The organism is Pseudomonas sp. 13B_3.2_Bac1, from assembly GCF_025466205.1.
GTDB lineage: Bacteria > Pseudomonadota > Gammaproteobacteria > Pseudomonadales > Pseudomonadaceae > Aquipseudomonas > Aquipseudomonas fluorescens_H.
The window spans coordinates 1-14,574 of the sequence record NZ_JANLOG010000073.1 but is presented as its reverse complement, the minus strand read 5'-3'; the positions used below and the strand labels follow the sequence as shown (position 1 = coordinate 14,574).

The window sequence follows — 14,574 nt, the reverse complement described above, 5'->3', positions numbered from 1 at the left end:
AGTCAAATCTCCTTTTCCAGGCTGCGCTGCGAGTCAGCGTCGGTGCCTTCGTCATCGGCGGCGGACAACGGCCGCGCCGGTGTGCGTTTCTGGCCAGGACCACCGTCGTTGGTTTCCTTGCCTTCATCGGTTTTCGGCCCTTTGCGCACCAGACGCATCATGTAGCCGAGCCCGGCACCGAACAACGCGAAATACACCACGACGAACATGATCAGGGTGATGCTCATCTGCATGAAGCTGTGGTTGGAAGACGCATCCGCCGTGCGCATCAGCCCGTAGACCACCCACGGCTGACGCCCGATCTCGGTGGTGAACCAGCCGGCGAGGATCGCGATCAGGCCGGACGGTCCCATCCACAACGCCAGATACAGGAACGGGCGCGAGGTGTAGAGGGTGTCGCGCTTGCGCAGCCACAGGCTCCACAGACCGGTGAAGATCATCAGGAAGCCGAGACCGACCATGACCCGGAACGACCAGAACACGATGGTCGAGTTCGGCCGGTCTTCAGGCGGGAACTCCTTGAGCGCCGGTACTTGCTTGTCCAGCGAGTGGGTCAGGATCAGGCTGCCGAGATACGGAATCTCCACGGCGAATTTGGTTTTCTCTTCCTTCATGTCCGGCCAGCCGAACAGGATCAACGGCGTCGCTTCGTTGCCTTTGTTTTCCCAGTGGCCTTCGATCGCGGCGATTTTTGCCGGCTGATGCTCAAGGGTGTTGAGGCCGTGGAAGTCACCGATGACCGCCTGGATCGGCGCGACGATCAGCGCCATCCACATCGCCATCGACAGCATGGTGCGGATCGCCGGGTTGTCCTTGCCGCGCAGCAGGTGCCAGGCCGCCGACGAGCCGACGAAGAACGCCGTGGCCACGAACGCAGCGGTCGCCATGTGCATCAGGCGATACGGGAACGACGGGTTGAAGATGATCGCCAGCCAGTCGGTCGGGATCACCTGACCGTTGACGATCTCGAAGCCTTGCGGCGTCTGCATCCAGCTGTTGGAAGCGAGGATCCAGAACGTCGAGATCAGCGTACCGATGGCCACCATCACGGTGGCGAAGAAGTGCAGTTTTCGCCCGACCTTGTTCCAACCGAACAGCATCACCCCGAGGAAACCGGCCTCGAGGAAAAATGCCGTGAGCACCTCGTAGGTCAGCAACGGTCCGGTGACGGAACCGGCGAAGTCCGAGAAACGGCTCCAGTTGGTACCAAACTGGTAGGCCATGACCAGACCGGAGACCACACCCATGCCGAAGTTGACGGCAAAGATCTTCGACCAGAAGTGGTAGAGGTCACGGTAGGTATCGTTATGGGTTTTCAACCACAAGCCTTCGAGCACCGCCAGGTAGCTCGCCAGACCAATGGTGATGGCCGGGAACAGGATGTGGAACGAGATAGTGAATGCGAACTGAATTCGGGCGAGATCGAGCGCCTCTAAACCGAACATACGTCTTCCTCTGTCAGGTAATACCGGCGATGGGGCTTGCGGCCCCTGCACCTACTGCCCCCACGAATATCGAGTGCGGCGAATTCTGATTCGTTCTTTTTTAATAACCATCGCAACGCAGGGAGTCTGGCCATCGGGCCACCAGACCATGGCCCGGGAGGGTCTTGATCTGGATCAAGCAATGTTGAAAGAGTAGTCCCATTTCCGACGAAGAACGGCGTGGTCGTTTGCCGCGTGACAAGTTGCCTCATTGCCTGAGCAACGTTCTGAAAGACATTCCCGGAGCGGCGAAATCCCTTGTGGCGAGGGAGCTTGCTCCCGCTCGGCTGCGCAGCAGTCGTAAAACCTGCCACCATGACCTATCCAGAGAAATGCTCGGGAGTGCTTCGCCCTCCAGCGGGAGCAAGCTCCCTCGCCACAAGAAACTGAGGGTTTTGGACGATAGATGTCTGGCTAACTAAATTTTTTGTCATAGCAACTTCCTGTTACAGACTGGTGATAACCTCGCGGTTCCCCCCCGAGCCAGACTTGCCTTCAGATGCCCAGCCAAGAGCCCCTGCTGTTACGTCACCATCGTCCATTTCTCGCGTTCTGGTTCGCCCGGATCTTCACCGCCAGCGGTTTTCAGATGCTCACGGTGGCGATCGGCTGGAATCTGTATCAACTGACCGGCAACGTGCTCGACCTGGGTCTGGTGGGTCTGGTCGAGTTCGCGCCACGGGTGTTGTTCATGCTGCACACCGGGCATGTCGCCGACCGCTATGACCGACGCCGGGTCGCGGCGATCTGTCAGTCGTTGCAGGCGTTGATTGCCCTGGCGCTGGCCATCGGCAGTGCCACCGATCACATCACCCGGGAAATGATCTTCATCCTCGCCTTCCTGCTCGGCGGCGCACGCTCCTTCGAGCTGCCGACCACCCAGGCACTGCTGCCGAGCATCGTGCCCGCAGCACTATTCCCTCGGGCGGTCGCCGCAGCGCAGTCGGCACAGCAGTCGGCCACCATCGTCGCCCCGGCGATGGGTGGCCTGCTCTACGCGTTTGGCAGTGTCTGGGTCTACGGCCCGACGGTGTTGCTCTACGTTATCGCCTGCACCTTGATGCTCAATCTGCCCGCGCGGCAGACGCCGCTGAACAAAGGCAAAGCCACGCTGGACTCGCTGCTGGCCGGGATTCGCTTCATCCGCAGCCGCCCGGACATTCTCGGGGCGATCTCGCTGGATCTGTTCGCCGTGCTGCTCGGTGGCGCCACCGCGTTGCTGCCGGTGTTCGCCAAAGACATCCTGCTCACCGGCCCATGGGGCCTGGGCCTGCTGCGTTCGGCGCCGGCGGTTGGCGCGCTGGGGATGTCGCTGTTCCTCGCCCGGTTCTCCGTCGAACGCAACGTTGGCCGGGTGATGTTCACCGCGGTCGGCGTGTTCGGCGTGGCAACCATCGCCTTCGGTCTGTCGACCTCATTCTGGTTCTCGCTGGCGGTGCTGGTGGTGCTCGGCGCGGCGGACATGATCAGCATGGTGATCCGCGCCTCCTTTGTGCAACTGGAAACCCCGGACGAAATGCGCGGCCGGGTCAGCGCGGTAAACGGCCTGTTCATCGGCGCCTCGAACCAGTTGGGCGAATTCGAATCCGGCCTCACCGCGCACTGGTTCGGCACCGTACCGGCCGTGGTGATGGGCGGGATCGGCACGCTGGTGGTCACCGGGACCTGGATCAAACTGTTCCCGACCCTGGCCAAACGCGACCGGATGCATGTGCCGGTGGAAGAGGCGAAGGTCTGAGGCACATCAGCGAAATCAACACGCCAAGCACAAATTGATTGAAAAGGTGCGGTACATAGTTACCGCACAGAGTGTAATGTATCGCCTTACACTCGCCGCCATGATCAAATCCTTTCAGCACAAAGGCCTTCGTGGCTTCTATGAAACAGGTTCGACCCGCGGAATTCGCGCCGATCACGCAAAACGTCTGGCACGTATGCTGCAGTTCATGGATCGCGCAGCACTTTCCGCAGATCTTGATCTGCCGGGTTGGCGCCTGCATCCACTGAAAGGTGAACTGTCCGAATATTGGTCGCTCAGTGTTTCAGGCAACTGGCGGGTTATCTTTCGTTTTGTCGGTTCGGACATCGAATTGGTCGATTATCTGGACTACCACTGACAGGAGGCAGGCTCATGCCCATGCACAACCCGCCACACCCCGGTGAAACACTGCTCGTGGATGTCTTGCCAGAGTTAGGCATCAGTGTGAGTGAATTGGCCAGACATCTGGGCTTCGCCCGCCCTCACCTTTCCCGCGTATTGCACGGCCATGCACCGATCAGCCCGGATCTGGCAGTACGGCTGGAGCGAGCAGGCATTGGCAAGGCGCGTGTGTGGCTAGGCGTTCAAACCGATTACGATCTGTGGCAAGCAGAGCATCGGGAGCAACCAGCCATTACGCCTATCGCTGCCCACGCCTGAAGCCGTCACACCAACATCTCCCCCGCCACTTTCGCCCGCAACGCCTTGCCGCCAAGCTGCTCAACCAGCGTCAGGGAAAAGGCCAGTGCGGCGCCGGAGCCTTGGGCGGTGATGCAGTTGCCGTCGACCACCACCGGTTGATCAACAAACGTACAACCCGACAGTTGATGACTGGTAGCCGGCAGGCAGGTCATGCGGCGCTGACGCAGGACGCCGAAGGCTTGCAGGGCGATGGCCGGGGCTTCGCCTATGGCGGCGAACAGGCGTCCGGCGCTGGCCTGATCCTTGAGCAGTTGCTGCAGCGGTTGATGTGCTGCCAGATGTTGTGAACCGACCACCCCGCCGGGCAGGACGATCAGGTCGAAGGTCTGCGCCAGCACATCGACCAGCATGCCATCCGCCGTCAGGCGCGTACCGCGCGCGCAGGTCAGCATGCGCCGGCCTTCGATGCTGGCCGCTACCACTTCGATACCGGCGCGGCGCAGCACGTCGATCAGGGTCACGCTTTGCAGATCATCGATGCCCTCGGCGAGGGTAATCAGGGCTCTAAAGGTCATGGGCGCCATCCGCTGGGTGATCTTCCAAGCGTAGTCAGCTTTGTCCTGCCCCGTCCGGTGATAGCCGTTACTTGATGTAAAGCTGGGTCGACAGGGTGTTGCGCGGCGCGTTGAGCGAAGTGTTGCTGAAGCTGAAGGTGCCTTCCTGCTTGCCCGCCAGATCGAAGGTATACAGCGAGCCAACGGTTTTGCTGCCGGGCGTGCACTCGGTCAGATTGCCGTTATCAAAAGCGCACACTGGAGCCCGGGTGCCGTTGACTTCAAAACCGTCCAGCGTGGCATGCGGCTGGTTCTGGCCATAGCCGACTTCCAGTACATACACCTTGATGCTCGGCCCGGCGTGATTGCATTGGGTCTGAGTCTGTCCATCGCCGATGTCTTCCAGGCCGCAGGCCGGCGACTGAACCTTGATCACTTTCACTTGCGTCAACGCTGGCGCCGAGGCTGCCAGCGCCGCCGTCGACCCGGCCATCAGCCCCGCCATTACCCAGAAAGCCTTCATCCAGCGCTTGCCCATGTGATCGCGTTTCCCCGAAAAATTCAGCGCGCAGTATGGCGCAGATAACCCTCCGGCAAAACTTCGACGACGTTCGGCACCAACAACCGCCATATTCCTCACGCTGCTGGTATGATGCGCGGCTTTTTCCGGCCCACCACAAATTCCCAGGCGCTTGCGACGGTCTGTGCTTTGCTGTTGAGGTCGATACATTCACGGCGCCGCGTGCGCCACGGGGAGCAGACATGCTGGAAAGGCTGTTTCAACTCAAGGCACACAACACCAACGTGCGTACCGAGATTCTGGCGGGCGTCACGACCTTCCTGGCCATGGCCTACATTCTGTTCGTCAACCCGAGCATTCTCGGCGAGACCGGCATGGACAAGGGCGCGGTGTTCGTCGCCACCTGTCTGGCAGCCGCCATCGGCTCGACCATCATGGGCCTGATCGCCAACTACCCGATCGCCCTCGCGCCTGGCATGGGCCTGAACGCCTTCTTCACTTACACCGTGGTCCTGCACATGGGCCACACCTGGCAAGTGGCGCTGGGCGCGGTGTTCATCTCGGCAGTGTGCTTCTTCCTGCTGTCGATCTTCCGCATCCGCGAATGGATCATCAACAGCATCCCGCTACCGCTGCGCTCGGCGATTGCCGCCGGTATCGGCCTGTTCCTGGCGCTGATCGCCCTGCACAACGCCGGCATCGTAGTCAGCAACCCGGCGACCATGGTCGGCCTCGGTGACCTGAAAGCCCCGGCGCCGATCCTCGCCACCCTCGGCTTCGCGCTGATCGTCGCCCTCGAAGCGCTGAAAGTGCGCGGCGCAGTACTGATCGGCATTCTGGCGGTGACCATCATTTCCATCGCCATGGGCTTCACTCCGTTTGGCGGCGTGACCTCGATGCCACCTTCGTTGGCCCCGACCTTCATGCAACTGGACATCAAGGGCGCACTGGACATCGGTCTGGTCAGCGTGATCTTCGCCTTCCTGTTCGTCGACCTGTTCGACAACTCCGGTACCCTGATCGGCGTCGCCAAGCGCGCCGGCCTGATGGGCAAGGACGGCCACATGCCGAAAATGGGTCGTGCACTGATCGCCGACAGCACCGCGGCGATGGCCGGCTCGCTGCTGGGTACTTCGACCACCACCAGCTACATCGAATCCGCGGCTGGCGTCAGCGCTGGCGGCCGTACCGGCCTGACGGCGGTCGTCGTGGCGATCCTGTTCCTGCTGGCGCTGTTCTTCTCGCCACTGGCGGCCAGCGTTCCAGCGTTCGCCACCGCACCGGCGCTGCTGTTCGTCGCCGTGCTGATGACTTCCGGTCTGGCGGAAATAGACTGGGAAGACATCACCGTGGCCGCACCGGTGGTGGTTACCGCGCTGGCGATGCCATTCACTTACTCGATCGCCAACGGCATCGCCTTCGGCTTCATCTCCTGGACCGTGATCAAGCTGCTGTCGGGCCGCGCCCGTGAGCTGAACCCGGCGCTGGTGATCCTGTCGATTCTGTTTGTGATCAAGTTGGGTTGGTTCAACGCATGACTTTCGATTCCCAGGCCTACGCCACTCAGCTCGAAGACAAGGTCACGCGTTTGCGTGACCTGCTGGCCCCGTTCGATGCGCCAGAGCCGACCGTGTTCGACTCGCCGCTGCAGAACTTCCGCCTGCGCGCGGAATTTCGCCTGTGGCGCGAGGGCGGTGAGCGGCACTACGCGATGTTCTCTCAGGACGACAAACGCACGCCGATCCTCATCGAAGAATTCCCGATTGCCAGCCTGCGCATCAACCAGTTGATGCCGCAGCTCAAGGCGGCGTGGCAGGCCAGTTCGGCGCTGAGCCACAAGCTGTTCCAGGTGGAGTTCCTGACCACGTTGGCCGGCGATGCGATGATCACCCTGTGCTATCACCGTCCGCTGGACGAGCACTGGCATGCGGCCGCGTCGAAGTTGGCGGCTGATCTCAACGTCAGCGTCATCGGCCGCTCCAAGGGCAAGCGCGAAGTGATCGGCCACGATTACGTGGTCGAGAAGCTTGAAGTCGGTGGTCGCACCTTCAGTTACCGTCAGCCGGAAGGCGCGTTCACTCAGCCCAACGGCACCGTGAACCAGAAGATGCTGAACTGGGCGTACGAAGCATTGGGCGATCGTCCCGACGATCTGCTGGAGCTGTACTGCGGCAACGGCAACTTCACCCTGCCGCTCGCCACCCGCGTGCGCAACGTGCTGGCCACCGAGATCAGCAAGACCTCGGTCAACGCCGCACTGAGCAACCTCAGCGAAAACGCTGTGGATAACGTCACGCTGGTGCGTCTGTCCGCCGAAGAGCTGACCGAAGCGCTGAACGAAGTGCGTCCGTTCCGTCGCCTGCACGGCATCGACCTGAAAAGCTACGAGTTCGGCAGCGTGTTCGTCGACCCGCCGCGCGCCGGCATGGACCCGGACACCTGCGAGCTGACCCGGCGCTTCGACAACATCCTGTACATCTCCTGCAACCCGGAAACCCTCGCGACCAACATCGCCCAACTGCACGACACGCACCGCATCACCCGTTGTGCAATGTTCGACCAGTTCCCGTGGACGCATCACATGGAGTCCGGGGTGTTGCTGACCCGTCGTTGATGGCGAATGCCAGATACGAGAAAGCCGTCGTGATTGACGGCTTTTTTGTGCCTGCTTACGGTGCCGTGTCGGTTTTACGTGGACGCCCACCCTTCTTGCCATTCGCTCGTGCGGCTTCGGATTTTGCCGCACTGCTTTGACGACCGTTGCGCGAAGCTACCACCGAAGCCGCCATTCTCATGAGTGACGGGCTCGCCGAGATCATTCCGGAGATGGAAACGTCGAGGTCTTTACCCTCGTGACAAAGCGCAGTGCCTGCAAAATCGACTGTCAGGTTCGCATAATCGTCTGCCTCAAACCCTTCGAACTCCGGATACTGGCTTACCGGTAGCAACACACCGCTGCCGTCTTCAAAACGAATGACCAGAGAGGGGTTTTCAAAGGTCACGGAAACAGCCTGCAAGCTACCTGCTTGTCGCGCTTCGCCACGTTTTATCGCGGCATCGAGCATTTCTTCCGTCAGTGGACGATGCACGGACGGCTTTGCCTTGATGACATTCATAAATCGATTTCCACTCCTTCCAGTTTGCCGAGCAATGTCAGAAGAGTTTTGTCTGCTTCTGGCTCATAACGCGCCGAACTGATCCTGTAGGTCGTAGCGGTGACCGGTTTCACCACGGGGACTTCGTTTGACTCGCAGTCCCACACCTGATTGTCGAGACAAACTGTCTGCAAACCTGACCACCAGATCCCTCGTGCACGACGTAGATGAGCAGGTTGCCCAAGTGATCGACTCAAGCCTTCCAGCACGGCCAGCGCAGGTCGACGAGAAAGCGGCACGACATCCCACAGATCAATGTCGTTGTGCCAGAAACTGAACTGAGATCGGGCATTCCAGGCGCCTGCATTAACGTGAACATGGGGTGGGCAATGCTCATCTCGCAACATGATGCTTATCGACAATCCCTTGTAACTGCATACCTTCATGCTAACCCATCCGTTAGGTTAATAAGTTTCAAGATTCGATTTTCCTTGCAAATCCGACGGTCGGTGCTGCACAGCACCCAATGGCTTTCCCCCCTTTGAGACTAGCGGCGGCATGGGTGAGGAGGTGCTGAATCTTCAAGAAAAAACGTAAGCAAAGCTGTCGATACAACTCGAAAAAATTGAAATGAAAATGGCCAGTGTGCGATCACCGAACACAAAAACATCGGGCTCAATCAGTTCAATTGACCATGGTAACCATCTGGTACATTTTACCTCCACAGGCTGAAATCCTCGGCCCAAGCCAAAAACAATAAGTGGAGTTTGCCCCCATGCCCCCTATCGTTCTGGTGCTCAACGGCCCGAACCTGAACCTGCTCGGCACCCGTGAACCGGCGACCTACGGCCACGAAACCCTGGCCGATATTTCTGCACTGTGCGGGCGCGCCGCTGAAGAATTCGGCCTGACCGTGGAATTTCGCCAGACCAATCACGAAGGCGAATTGCTCGACTGGATTCACGCGGCACGCGGGCGTTGCGCCGGGATCGTGATCAACCCGGCGGCCTGGACGCACACTTCGGTGGCGATCCGCGACGCGCTGGTGGCCAGTGAGTTGCCGGTGATCGAAGTGCACCTGTCCAACGTGCATGCGCGTGAGCCGTTCCGCCACCATTCGTTCGTTTCGGCCATCGCCACGGCGGTGATGTGCGGCTTCGGCAGCCATGGCTATCGCCTGGCCCTGGAGCATTTCAGTCAACGGCTGAAAGGACGCGCAGCATGATCCGTAAGAACGTAATACTCGCCGGGCTGATTGGCGCGGGCATTCAGGCCTCGCGCACGCCAGCACTGCATGAACACGAGGGCGATGCCCAAGGCCTGCGCTACCTGTATCGACTGATCGACCTTGATCAGTTGCAACTCGACAGCAACGCGCTGCCCGACTTGCTGCTGGCCGCCGAGCGCATGCACTACACCGGCCTGAACATCACCTTCCCGTGCAAGCAGGCGATCATCCCGTTGCTCGATGAACTGTCGCCGGAAGCCCGGGGCATCGGCGCGGTCAACACGGTGGTGCTCAAGGATGGCAAGCGCATCGGCCACAACACCGATTGCCTGGGTTTTGCCGAAGGTTTTCGCCGAGGCCTGAAAGATGCTGCGCGTGAGCATGTCGTCCAGATGGGCGCCGGTGGTGCCGGGGCGGCGGTGGCCCACGCGCTGCTGAGCGAAGGCGTACAGCAACTGAGCATTTTCGACGTCGACCGCGAGCGTGCCGAGAGTCTGGCGAACAACCTCAACCAGCATTTCGGCTCAGGCCGCGCGGTGGCCGGGCGAGATCTGCCGGGCACGCTGAATCAGGCCGATGGTCTGGTGAATACCACGCCGATGGGCATGGCCAAACTGCCGGGCATGCCGGTGCCGGTGGAGTTGCTGCGCAGGGAATTATGGGTCGCGGAGATTGTTTACTTCCCGCTGGAAACCGAACTGCTGCGCAACGCCCGCGCCCTCGGTTGCCGCACGCTGGACGGCGGCAACATGGCGGTGTTTCAAGCGGTGAAGGCGTTTGAATTGTTCAGCGGCGTGGTGCCGGATGCGCAGCGGATGCTTGCGCATTTCCAAAGCATGAATAGCTAAAGATAAACATCGACCCTGTGGGAGCGGGCTTGCTCGCGAAAGCTGTGTGTCAGGCGCCAGATGTATAGGCTGACACATCGCCTTCGCGAGCAAGCCCGCTCTCACATTGGAGGGTGTCAGGCTTGCAAGTAGCGCAACACCGACTCGCAGATCATCTCGCGATGACGCTGCTTGATGCTTTCGTCCGGCAGGTCGATCTGAAAAATCTCACCGAACGTATGACGGTTCGAGACGCGGTAGAAGCAGAACGAGCTGATCAGCAAGTGCACATCCAGCGCGTCCAGCCCGGCGCGGAACACACCCTCCTCGGCACCGCGACGCAAAATCTCGCCCAGTGAATCGAGGATCGTATTGTTCATCGCCTTGATCGTGTCCGAACGCTTCACGAACTCGGCGTTATGAATGTTTTCGATACAGACGATGCGCACGAAATCGACATTGCGGTCGTGGTGATCGAAGGTGAACTCCACCAGTCGGCGGATCGCCACCACCGGCGGCAGCTCGGCCAGGTGCAGGCGGTTTTCGGTGCTGCGGATGTCGCCGTAAAGCTTCTCCAGCACCTCGACGTACAACTGCTCCTTACTGCCGAAGTAGTAATAGATCATGCGTTTGGAGGTGTGGATACGCTCGGCGATCGCGTCGACGCGGGCGCCGGACAAACCCTGCTGGACGAACTCGACGATCGCCTCCTGCAGGATGTTCTCGCGGGTCTTTTCCGGGTTGTTCTTGCGACTCTTGCGCGGCTCGATGCCAGATACGACGGGGGCTGCGGGGAGTTCTGAAGTCATTGTCATTGCGGGCTCACGGCCATCACTGCACAGGCTGGCGATTATGGGCCGCACAACTGCGCTAAGGAAGCTGCGCGACCCGTGTTTAATCCCGCGTTTACGAATTTCCTACAACTTCGCCTGGCGCACCGCGCCGCTGCGTGATTTGGCCATCGCCGCCAGACGCACCGCGACGTTCGCCGCACCATATCCGGCATAACCGTTTTTACGCTGGATGATCTCGAAAAAGAAGCGCCCCTCGAACGGCTCGGTGTACACGTGAAACAACTCGCCACCCTGCGCATCACGGTCGTAGAGCACGTTGTAATACGCCAGCTCACTGAGGAATTCGTCGTCGAAATCGAAGCGCGCGGCGAGGTCGTCGTAATAGTTGAGCGGGATATCCAGCAACGGCACACCGGCTTCTTTGGCGCGGCTGACTTCGGCGAAGATGTCATCACAATCGAAGGCGATGTGATGCACACCGGAGCCGCGATAACTCGACAGCGCGTGGGAGATCGCGGTGTTACGGTTCTCCGAGATGTTCAGCGGCAAGCGAATCGAACTGTCACGGCTTCTCAGCGCCCGGCTCTTCACCAGCCCATACGGATCGGGCAGCACCACTTCATCGTCGGCCTCGAAATCCAGCAGGCTCTTGTAGAACAGCACCCAACTGTCGAGGCTGTCGGCCGGCAACGCCATGGCCATGTGATCGATGCGCTTGAGGCCGCCACGAGCCTGAGCGTTCGGCAGCAGATTGAAGTCGGTGCCATAGACATCCGCCGCTTCATCCACCAGATAAATCAGGCTGCCGTCCGGCGCACGCACCGCGGCCAGTTCCAGTTCGTTGGGGCCGACCAGACCGCGATAGGGCTGGCCCTTGTAAGCGACCGCACGAGCGAGTGCGCTGGCGCTGTCCTTGACCCGCACGGCGGTGGCGCACAGCGACGGGCCGTGGGCCTCGAAAAAACTGTGGCCAAACGAATACGGTTCGGCGTTGAGGATCAGGTTGATATCGCCCTGACGCAGCAGGCTCACGCTCTTGGAGCGGTGCTGCCCGGCCTTGACGAAGCCCAGCCGCTCCAGCCAGTTGCTCAGTTTGGCGCCGAGGCTTTCGTCGACGGCGAACTCAAGAAACTCGATGCCGTTGTATTCGCTGGCCGGCGGCGTTTCGAAGAGGATTTCGCGGTTGGCCACCGGCGTTGCTTGCTGTTCCAGGCGCTGACGGGTTTTCTCTTCCAGATACAGCAGCGAACGCAGACCATCGGCGGCATTCGCCCGTGGCGGTGCGGCGCGGAAACCATCGTTGAAGATCTCCAGCGACAACGGCCCGGTGTAGCCGCTCTGGATGATCGGCGCGAGGAACCCCGGCAGATCGAATTCGCCCTGCCCCGGGAAGCAACGGAAATGCCGGCTCCATTCCAGAACATCCATGGCGAGGATCGGCGCGTCGGCCATTTGCACAAAGAAGATCTTGTCGCCGGGAATGTCGGCAATCGCTCTTGGATCACCTTTCAGCGACAGGGTGTGAAAACTGTCGAGCAGCACGCCGAGGGCCGGGTGATCGGCCTGGCGGACGATGTCCCAGACCTGTTGATAAGTATTGACGTGCCGGCCCCAGGCCAGCGCTTCATAGCCGATGCGCAACCCGCGAGCGCCGGCCCGTTCAGCCAGCAGGCGCAGGTCATCGACGAGAATCTGTTGATCGCCGATGCTGTCCGCCGAGGCGTTGCTGCAGACCAACACCAGATCGGTGCCCAGTTCCTGCATCAGGTCGAATTTGCGCTCGGCACGCTCCAGATTGCGCGCCAGTCGATCACGGCGGCAGCCCTCGAAATCGCGGAACGGCTGGAACAGGGTGATGGCGATCCCCAGGTCAGCGCACATCTGCCTGATTTCCCGCGGGCTGCCGTCGTAATACAGAAGATCGTTCTCGAAAATCTCGACGCCGTCGAACCCGGCGGCGGCAATGGCTTCGAGCTTTTCCGGCAGGGTGCCGCTCAGGGAAACGGTGGCAATGGAACGCTGCATGTTTCTACTCCCGGACTGCGCTGCAGTTTTTTACAGGGGATCGTTTTTTATCGTGAGGAAATTATTGGCTGCATCGTCTTCAGCAGCAATTTAAAGTGTACCAGCCGGTTAGTTTTGCGTGCGATTATCGAACACTATGGCGTTTCGACGAATTGACGATTTTTCGTCCACTGCCCACCATCGACTTCACATTGAGTCCGGAAATGAACCTTCGGTCGCAGTGCGTGCAAACAACACCACATAACAAATTCAAAAACGGGTGGAACAATGATTCCTTCACAGACTTCCCGCATGGCCCCGGCCATGAGCACTGCCACGGGTGGCATCGGCGACAAGATCCGCGGCGCCATGGCTGTCGGCAAGACCCGTTGGGGCATGCTGGCGCTGGTGTTTTTCGCCACGACCCTGAACTACATCGACCGCGCCGCCCTCGGCGTCATGCAGCCCATCCTCGCCAAGGAAATGAGCTGGACGGCGATGGATTACGCCAACATCAACTTCTGGTTTCAGGTCGGCTACGCGATTGGTTTCGTCCTGCAGGGACGATTGATCGACCGGGTCGGCGTGAAACGCGTGTTCTTCTGCGCAGTGCTGCTCTGGAGCCTGGCCACCGGCGCCCACGGTCTGGCGACTTCGGCCGTCGGCTTCATGGTCTGCCGGTTCATCCTCGGCCTGACCGAAGCGGCCAACTACCCGGCCTGCGTGAAAACCACGCGCCTGTGGTTCCCGGCCGGTGAACGCGCCGTGGCCACCGGCATCTTCAACGCCGGGACCAACGTCGGCGCCATGTTCACGCCGATGCTGCTGCCGCTGATTCTCCACGTATGGGGCTGGCAGGCGGCGTTCCTGTGCATGTCGGCACTCGGCGGAATCTGGCTGCTGTTCTGGGGCTTGAAATACTTCAACCCGGAAGACCATCCACGGGTGAAGAAATCCGAACTCGACTACATCCAGCAGGAAGTCGAACCGGAACAGGCCCGCGTACCGTTTTCACGAATCCTGCGCATGCGTGGCACCTGGGCGTTCGCCCTCGCCTATTCGCTGACAGCGCCGGTGTTCTGGTTCTACCTGTATTGGCTGCCGCCGTTTCTCAATCAGCAATACAACCTGGGCATCAACGTGACCCAGATGGGTATTCCGCTGATCATCATCTACGTGACGGCCGACTTCGGCAGCGTCGGCGGGGGCATTCTGTCGTCGTTCCTGATCGGCCGCGGCATGAACTCGATCAAGGCGCGGCTGCTGTCGATGTTCCTGTTCGCCTGCTGCATCATCGGCGTGATCATGGCCGCCGGTTCGAGCAATCTGTGGGTCGCCGTCGCGGCAATCTCTCTGGCCATCGGCGCGCATCAGGCCTGGACTGCGAACATCTGGAGCCTGGTGATGGACTACACGCCCAAGCACATGATGAGCACGGTGTTCGGTTTCGGCGGCATGTGCGCAGCGATCGGCGGGATGTTCATGACCCAGATCGTCGGCCACATCCTGACCGTCACCAACAACAACTACACCGTGTTGTTCACGCTGATTCCGGCGATGTACTTCCTGGCGCTGACCTGGATGTACTTCATGGCGCCGCGCAAGATTCCAGACGTTACCGAGTAACCTGCCTACACCACCCTCACCCTGTGGGAGCGGGGGGGGGG

General features: G+C 60.4%; 15 protein-coding genes. 8 read left to right on the top strand and 7 right to left on the bottom strand.

The window, feature by feature from the left end; all coding sequences use genetic code 11:
* Nucleotides 1-2: 2 nt before the first annotated feature.
* Nucleotides 3-1,445 carry a cytochrome ubiquinol oxidase subunit I gene (locus NTD85_RS11270; RefSeq protein WP_003228422.1) on the bottom strand — a complete coding sequence of 481 codons (1,443 nt, stop codon included), beginning with the start codon at nucleotides 1,443-1,445 and terminating at the stop codon, nucleotides 3-5.
* Between the two features lie 538 nt (nucleotides 1,446-1,983).
* Here NTD85_RS11270 and NTD85_RS11265 point away from each other — a divergent pair.
* From NTD85_RS11265 to NTD85_RS11255, 3 genes are all read left to right on the top strand, one after another.
* Entirely contained in the window at nucleotides 1,984-3,222 is a 1,239-nt protein-coding gene (locus NTD85_RS11265; RefSeq protein WP_262142175.1) for an MFS transporter, read from the top strand.
* 100 nt (nucleotides 3,223-3,322) lie between these two features.
* Complete coding sequence (locus NTD85_RS11260) at nucleotides 3,323-3,601, top strand: type II toxin-antitoxin system RelE/ParE family toxin (protein ID WP_262142187.1); 279 nt, start codon at nucleotides 3,323-3,325, stop codon at nucleotides 3,599-3,601.
* Between the two features lie 14 nt (nucleotides 3,602-3,615).
* Nucleotides 3,616-3,903, top strand: a complete 288-nt coding sequence (locus tag NTD85_RS11255; RefSeq protein ID WP_003228428.1) for a HigA family addiction module antitoxin — start codon at nucleotides 3,616-3,618, stop codon at nucleotides 3,901-3,903.
* Between the two features lie 5 nt (nucleotides 3,904-3,908).
* On the opposite strand, the gene NTD85_RS11250 is transcribed toward NTD85_RS11255, so the two are convergent.
* Both NTD85_RS11250 and NTD85_RS11245 read right to left on the bottom strand, forming a co-directional pair.
* Complete coding sequence (locus NTD85_RS11250; RefSeq protein WP_262142174.1) at nucleotides 3,909-4,460, bottom strand: DJ-1 family glyoxalase III; 552 nt, start codon at nucleotides 4,458-4,460, stop codon at nucleotides 3,909-3,911.
* Nucleotides 4,461-4,527: 67 nt separating this feature from the next.
* Nucleotides 4,528-4,977: a YolA family protein gene (locus NTD85_RS11245; RefSeq protein WP_262142173.1), complete on the bottom strand. Its 450-nt coding sequence runs from the start codon at nucleotides 4,975-4,977 to the stop codon at nucleotides 4,528-4,530.
* A 224-nt stretch (nucleotides 4,978-5,201) separates the two neighbouring features.
* On the opposite strand from NTD85_RS11245, the gene NTD85_RS11240 reads away from it, so the two are divergent.
* Together NTD85_RS11240 and trmA are read left to right on the top strand one after the other, a co-directional pair.
* Nucleotides 5,202-6,497 carry an NCS2 family permease gene (locus NTD85_RS11240; RefSeq protein ID WP_003228434.1) on the top strand — a complete coding sequence of 432 codons (1,296 nt, stop codon included), beginning with the start codon at nucleotides 5,202-5,204 and terminating at the stop codon, nucleotides 6,495-6,497.
* Entirely contained in the window at nucleotides 6,494-7,573 is a 1,080-nt protein-coding gene (trmA, locus tag NTD85_RS11235) for a tRNA (uridine(54)-C5)-methyltransferase TrmA (protein WP_262142172.1), read from the top strand. The genes NTD85_RS11240 and trmA overlap by 4 nt, the downstream gene beginning before the upstream one ends.
* A gap of 55 nt (nucleotides 7,574-7,628) precedes the next feature.
* Here the strand turns inward: trmA and NTD85_RS11230 are convergent, their stop codons facing one another.
* Both NTD85_RS11230 and NTD85_RS11225 read right to left on the bottom strand, forming a co-directional pair.
* Nucleotides 7,629-8,075, bottom strand: a complete 447-nt coding sequence (locus NTD85_RS11230; RefSeq protein WP_262142171.1) for a DUF2442 domain-containing protein — start codon at nucleotides 8,073-8,075, stop codon at nucleotides 7,629-7,631.
* Complete coding sequence (locus NTD85_RS11225) at nucleotides 8,072-8,500, bottom strand: DUF4160 domain-containing protein (RefSeq protein ID WP_262142170.1); 429 nt, start codon at nucleotides 8,498-8,500, stop codon at nucleotides 8,072-8,074. Before NTD85_RS11225 ends, NTD85_RS11230 begins: the two co-directional genes overlap by 4 nt.
* Before the next feature lie 329 nt (nucleotides 8,501-8,829).
* Here NTD85_RS11225 and aroQ point away from each other — a divergent pair, with 329 nt between their 5' ends.
* Nucleotides 8,830-9,279 carry a type II 3-dehydroquinate dehydratase gene (gene aroQ / locus NTD85_RS11220; protein WP_003228440.1) on the top strand — a complete coding sequence of 150 codons (450 nt, stop codon included), beginning with the start codon at nucleotides 8,830-8,832 and terminating at the stop codon, nucleotides 9,277-9,279.
* Complete coding sequence (locus NTD85_RS11215; RefSeq protein WP_262142169.1) at nucleotides 9,276-10,130, top strand: shikimate dehydrogenase; 855 nt, start codon at nucleotides 9,276-9,278, stop codon at nucleotides 10,128-10,130. Before aroQ ends, NTD85_RS11215 begins: the two co-directional genes overlap by 4 nt.
* Before the next feature lie 116 nt (nucleotides 10,131-10,246).
* Here the strand turns inward: NTD85_RS11215 and NTD85_RS11210 are convergent, their stop codons facing one another.
* Together NTD85_RS11210 and quiC are read right to left on the bottom strand one after the other, a co-directional pair.
* Nucleotides 10,247-10,924 carry a TetR family transcriptional regulator gene (locus NTD85_RS11210; RefSeq protein WP_201136521.1) on the bottom strand — a complete coding sequence of 226 codons (678 nt, stop codon included), beginning with the start codon at nucleotides 10,922-10,924 and terminating at the stop codon, nucleotides 10,247-10,249.
* Nucleotides 10,925-11,026: 102 nt separating this feature from the next.
* Nucleotides 11,027-12,928, bottom strand: a complete 1,902-nt coding sequence (quiC, locus tag NTD85_RS11205; RefSeq protein ID WP_262142168.1) for a 3-dehydroshikimate dehydratase QuiC — start codon at nucleotides 12,926-12,928, stop codon at nucleotides 11,027-11,029.
* A 267-nt stretch (nucleotides 12,929-13,195) separates the two neighbouring features.
* Here quiC and NTD85_RS11200 point away from each other — a divergent pair, with 267 nt between their 5' ends.
* Nucleotides 13,196-14,533 (top strand): MFS transporter, encoded by a 1,338-nt coding sequence (locus NTD85_RS11200; RefSeq protein ID WP_003228447.1) that lies wholly within the window; start codon nucleotides 13,196-13,198, stop codon nucleotides 14,531-14,533.
* Nucleotides 14,534-14,574: the final 41 nt, after the last annotated feature.

Excerpts from the sequence above, each read along its gene's own strand:
- NTD85_RS11255 (WP_003228428.1), top strand. The coding sequence starts at position 3,616 with ATGCCCATGCACAACCCGCCACACCCCGGTGAAACACTGCTCGTGGAT.
- quiC (WP_262142168.1), bottom strand. The coding sequence starts at position 12,928 with ATGCAGCGTTCCATTGCCACCGTTTCCCTGAGCGGCACCCTGCCGGAA.
- trmA (WP_262142172.1), top strand. The coding sequence starts at position 6,494 with ATGACTTTCGATTCCCAGGCCTACGCCACTCAGCTCGAAGACAAGGTC.
- NTD85_RS11200 (WP_003228447.1), top strand. The coding sequence starts at position 13,196 with ATGATTCCTTCACAGACTTCCCGCATGGCCCCGGCCATGAGCACTGCC.
- NTD85_RS11245 (WP_262142173.1), bottom strand. The coding sequence starts at position 4,977 with ATGGGCAAGCGCTGGATGAAGGCTTTCTGGGTAATGGCGGGGCTGATG.
- NTD85_RS11230 (WP_262142171.1), bottom strand. The coding sequence starts at position 8,075 with ATGAATGTCATCAAGGCAAAGCCGTCCGTGCATCGTCCACTGACGGAA.
- NTD85_RS11210 (WP_201136521.1), bottom strand. The coding sequence starts at position 10,924 with ATGACAATGACTTCAGAACTCCCCGCAGCCCCCGTCGTATCTGGCATC.
- aroQ (WP_003228440.1), top strand. The coding sequence starts at position 8,830 with ATGCCCCCTATCGTTCTGGTGCTCAACGGCCCGAACCTGAACCTGCTC.
- NTD85_RS11215 (WP_262142169.1), top strand. The coding sequence starts at position 9,276 with ATGATCCGTAAGAACGTAATACTCGCCGGGCTGATTGGCGCGGGCATT.
- NTD85_RS11260 (WP_262142187.1), top strand. The coding sequence starts at position 3,323 with ATGATCAAATCCTTTCAGCACAAAGGCCTTCGTGGCTTCTATGAAACA.
- NTD85_RS11265 (WP_262142175.1), top strand. The coding sequence starts at position 1,984 with ATGCCCAGCCAAGAGCCCCTGCTGTTACGTCACCATCGTCCATTTCTC.
- NTD85_RS11240 (WP_003228434.1), top strand. The coding sequence starts at position 5,202 with ATGCTGGAAAGGCTGTTTCAACTCAAGGCACACAACACCAACGTGCGT.
- NTD85_RS11270 (WP_003228422.1), bottom strand. The coding sequence starts at position 1,445 with ATGTTCGGTTTAGAGGCGCTCGATCTCGCCCGAATTCAGTTCGCATTC.
- NTD85_RS11225 (WP_262142170.1), bottom strand. The coding sequence starts at position 8,500 with ATGAAGGTATGCAGTTACAAGGGATTGTCGATAAGCATCATGTTGCGA.
- NTD85_RS11250 (WP_262142174.1), bottom strand. The coding sequence starts at position 4,460 with ATGACCTTTAGAGCCCTGATTACCCTCGCCGAGGGCATCGATGATCTG.